The following is a 4,390-nucleotide window of genomic DNA, read 5'->3' on the forward strand; positions in this document are numbered from 1 at the left end:
GGCAGCGAGCCGGGCACGAATCCGTGCCGAATCGGATTCCGGCCTTGAACCCGGCCGCGGGCCGTAAGACATATCGCGCGCATGCCGGCCGGCCGGCTCGGCATGTGACCTGGGCCCCCGCATGGCCGCCCCACGACCACAAATGTTACGCTACAGGCACTCTGCTATAGAAACGGGTATTCGAAACCTCCGACAACGGATGCGAGTATTGCCTATTTTCAGCACCAGATACCACCAGAAAGTGTGCCGGGCGTCCTTTGCCAGCGTCCTCGCGTGGCTCTTGCTCGCGGTCCCGTCCACGCGGGCGGATGCGCAACCGCATGTGGCGCCGCCCAAGGAGATGGCGCCCGCCCCCTCGCCCTATCCGGGCTTCTGGGACCCGAAGCGACGCCCGGAGCGACCGGACATGTCGCGTCTGTCGCAAATCCGGTTCATGACCGAGACCGATTACCCCCCGTTCAACTACGCCAATCAGGACGGGCACCCGGTCGGTTTCAACGTCGATCTGGCGCGGCTGATCTGCGACGAACTGAAGATCACCTGCACGATCCAGATGCGCCGCTTCGATACGCTTGTGCCGGCGCTGAATGAAAACCGCGGCGACGCGGTGATCGCTTCGCTCGCGGTCAACGGCGAGACCCGCAAGGTGATGGATTTCACCGATCCCTATTATCGGGTGCCGGCGCGCTTTGCGACGCTGAAGGCGACGGCGACGCCGGTGCTCAAGCCCGAGCAACTCGAGGGCAAGAAAATCGCGGTGGTCGGCGGCTCGGCGCATGAGGCTTACCTCAAGACCCTGTTCACCGAGGCGCAGCCGGTCGCCTATCTCACCGCCGATGCGGCGCGCGATGCGTTGCGGCGCGGCGAGGTGGATTATGCTTTCGGCGACGGAATCGCATTGTCGTTCTGGATCAACGGCACCGATTCCGAAGGATGCTGTGCCTTCGCCGGCGGCCCGTTCTTCGAGAGCAAGTATTTCGGCGAGGGCGTCGGGATCGCGGTCAAGAAGGGCAACGACACGGTGCGCCAGGCTTTGAATTACGCCCTGTTTCGCCTCTGGGAGAAAGGCCGCTTCACCGATCTGTGGCTGCGGTATTTCCCGGTGAGCCCGTTCTAAATCTAAAAATGGAATCGAGATGTCTGTGTCCGACGCTGCAAGCATTGACGCCGCTCAACTTCGCGCGCTCGCCGAGCAATCCGGCGCCTGGCCGTTCGAAGAGGCGCGCAAGATCGTCGCGCGGCTGAAGCGCAAACCGAAGGACGAGGTGATCTTCTCGACCGGTTATGGTCCCTCCGGGCTGCCGCATATCGGCACCTTCGGCGAGGTGGCCCGCACCACGATGGTCCGCCATGCCTTCCGGGTCCTGACCGAGGACAAGGTCAGAACCCGCCTGATCGCGTTTTCCGACGACATGGACGGACTTCGCAAGGTGCCGGACAATGTGCCGAACGGCGAGATGCTGGCGCAGGATCTCGGCAAACCGCTGACCAGGGTGCGCGATCCGTTCGGTACGCATCCGAGCTTCGGTGCGCACAACAATGCGCGGCTGCGTGCCTTCCTCGACACCTTCGGCTTCGACTACGAATTCCTCTCGGCGACCGATTGCTATACGTCGGGCCGCTTCGACAAGGCGCTGCTGCAGGTTCTTGCGCATTACGACAAGGTGATGGCGATCATGCTGCCGTCGCTGCGCGAGGAGCGGGCGCAGACCTATTCGCCGTTCCTGCCGATCTCCGAACGCACCGGAATCGTACTGCAGGTGCCGGTGATCGCGCATGACGCAAAGGCCGGCACGATCACCTATGAAGACCCGGACACCAAGGAAAGCGTCACGACGCCGGTGACCGGCGGGCGCTGCAAGCTGCAATGGAAGCCGGACTGGGCGATGCGCTGGTACGCGCTCGGCGTCGATTACGAGATGGCCGGCAAGGACCTGATCGATTCAGTGAAGCTGTCCGGCGAGATCAACCGCGCGATCGGCGGCACGCCGCCCGAGGGCTTCAATTACGAATTGTTCCTCGACGAAAAGGGACAGAAGATCTCCAAGTCGAAGGGCAACGGTCTCACCATCGACGAATGGCTGCGCTATGCCTCGCCGGAATCGCTGTCGCTGTTCATGTATCGCGAGCCGAAGGCGGCGAAGCGGCTGTATTTCGACGTGATCCCGCGCAACGTCGACGAATATTTCCAGTTCCTCGACGGCTACCAGAGGCAGGACGCCAAGCAGCGGCTGTCGAACCCGGTCTGGCATATCCATTCCGGCAATCCGCCGGCGCCCGACATGCCGATCAACTTCCAGCTTCTGCTGACGCTGGTGTCGTCGTCGAACGCGGAAAATGCCGAAACGCTGTGGGGCTTCATCGCGCGCTATCGGCCGGGCGTCAGCCCGCAGACGCATCCGCGGCTGAATGCGATGGTCGGTTATGCGTTGAACTACTATCGCGACTTCGTGCTACCGACGAAAAAGTTCCGCGAGCCGACCGAGCAGGAACGCGCGGCGCTGATGGATTTGCGCGATGCGCTGTCCAACATGCCGGTCGATGCGACGGCGGAAGCGATCCAGGACGTGGTCTACGAGATCGGACGCCGCGAGCCGTTTCTGGACGAGAAGAAGAAGGCCAAGGACGGCAAGCCCGGCGTCTCGCTCGACTGGTTCAACATGCTCTACCAGGTGCTGCTCGGCCAGGAGAAAGGCCCGCGCTTCGGCACCTTCGTCGCGGCTTATGGGCTGAAGAACACGGTCGACATGATCGACGGCGCGCTGGCGCGGAGCGCGTAGCACGGCCTCACGTCTTGGGCGCTGCGGTTGCTTCGGCCGCATCCTTCGAGACGCGTCCTTCGGACGCTCCTCAGGATGAGGTCGGAGTGGTTTCGGAATGCTTGCGCGCGCAGTGCGAAACTCTACTGGCTCGCCCACATGATGCGCGCGACCCAGAGCACGTCCGACATTGGAAGTGTGCGCGCGGGATGTTCCGGATTGAGCGAATGCAGCTCGATGGTCTTCGCGGTCTTGCGCGCGAGCTGCTTGACCATGACCTCGCCATCCTTGGTCTTGACCACCACGCGATCGCCGCGCCGCACCGGTGCGCCGGGCGACACCACGATGATGTCGCCCTTGCGATAGGCGGGCTCCATCGACGTGCCGGAAATCTCCAGCGCATAGGCATGCTCGTCGTTGACGGACGGAAAGGCGATTTCGTCCCATCCCTTTCCCACCGGAAAGCCGCCATCGTCGAAGTAACCGCGCGATCCGGCTTCGGCGAAACCGATCAGCGGCACCGCCTGCGTGATCGGCCGCGGCGCCTCGGAAATCAGTGCGATGAAGGTCTCGACGCTGGTGCCGGTGGCGGCCAGGGATTTCGCGACCGATTCGGTCGAGGGCCAGCGGGCCCGGCCGTCCGGCGTGATCCGCTTCGATTTGTTGAAGGTCGTGGGATCGAGCCCGGCCTTCTTGGCGAGGCCGGAAGCCGACAGGCCGGCACGCGCCGCGAGCCGGTCGATGGCAGTCCAAATCTGTGCGTGCGTCAGCATGGCGATTCCATGCGCCGCGAGCGCGGCTGTGAGACTTTTGTCCTACCTTCGTAGGAATTAGTCCCGTTTGCGGACGCTGTCCAGCCCTGCAATAGGGTTTCTTGTGCGCCGCTGTGACGATAGCTACGGTCGCGCGCCTCGAAAATATGGAGTCTCCCCGGCGTGATCGCCCTTCTGGAGCGCCTGGCGCGCCCGATCCTGCATTGTTTCGATCCCGAAGAAGCCCACCGAATCGCCCTGCGCAGTCTGCAATGGGCGCCGCTGCCGCCTGCCCGGCCGGACGATCCGCGACTGAAGGTCGAGGCGTTCGGGCTCACGTTCCCGAACCCCGTGGGGCTCGCGGCCGGCTTCGACAAGAATGCCGAGGTTCCGGATGCTCTGCTCCGGCTGGGATTCGGCTTCGTCGAAGTCGGCGGCGTGACGCCACGGCCGCAACCCGGCAATCCGAAGCCGCGGCTGTTCCGGCTCGACGCCGACCGGGCGGTGATCAACCGGCTCGGGCTGAATTCGGAAGGCGCCGCCGCCGTGCTGCGCCGGCTCGCTGCGCGCCAGCATCGGGGCGGCATCGTCGGCATCAATCTCGGCCCCAACAAGGAGAGCGCGGACCGCAACGCCGATTACGTGCGTCTCGTCGAGACCTTCGCCCCGGTGGTGTCCTACATCACCATGAACGTGTCGTCGCCGAATACGCCCGGCTTGCGCAACTTGCAGGAGGCGAAGAATCTCGACCAGTTGCTGGCCCGCGCGCTGGAGGCCCGCGACCGCGCCCAGGGCGGTCGGACGCCGCTTCTCCTGAAGATCGCGCCCGATCTCACTTTGGCCGATCTCGACGACATCGTCGGCATCGCGCGCCAACGC

The 4,390-nt window shown here is 64.2% G+C and carries 4 protein-coding genes; 3 read left to right on the forward strand and 1 reads right to left on the reverse strand.

The window, feature by feature from the left end:
• Positions 1 to 199 precede the first annotated feature (199 nt).
• Both VN004_RS04710 and VN004_RS04715 read left to right on the forward strand, forming a co-directional pair.
• On the forward strand, positions 200 to 1,117 hold the full coding sequence (locus VN004_RS04710) for a transporter substrate-binding domain-containing protein (RefSeq protein WP_325607517.1): 918 nt from the start codon (positions 200 to 202) through the stop codon (positions 1,115 to 1,117).
• A gap of 19 nt (positions 1,118 to 1,136) precedes the next feature.
• Positions 1,137 to 2,780, forward strand: coding sequence for a lysine--tRNA ligase (locus tag VN004_RS04715; protein WP_325607519.1), 1,644 nt, complete (start codon positions 1,137 to 1,139; stop codon positions 2,778 to 2,780).
• Between the two features lie 122 nt (positions 2,781 to 2,902).
• Here VN004_RS04715 and VN004_RS04720 read toward each other — a convergent pair whose 3' ends face one another.
• Entirely contained in the window at positions 2,903 to 3,532 is a 630-nt protein-coding gene (locus tag VN004_RS04720; RefSeq protein WP_325607521.1) for a helix-turn-helix transcriptional regulator, read from the reverse strand.
• Positions 3,533 to 3,694: 162 nt separating this feature from the next.
• On the opposite strand from VN004_RS04720, the gene pyrD reads away from it, so the two are divergent.
• The coding region (gene pyrD / locus VN004_RS04725) for a dihydroorotate dehydrogenase (quinone) (RefSeq protein WP_325607523.1) at positions 3,695 to 4,390 on the forward strand (696 nt) is incomplete at its 3' end.

The organism is Pseudorhodoplanes sp. (assembly GCF_035565855.1).
In the GTDB taxonomy this organism is placed as follows: Bacteria; Pseudomonadota; Alphaproteobacteria; order Rhizobiales; family Xanthobacteraceae; genus Pseudorhodoplanes.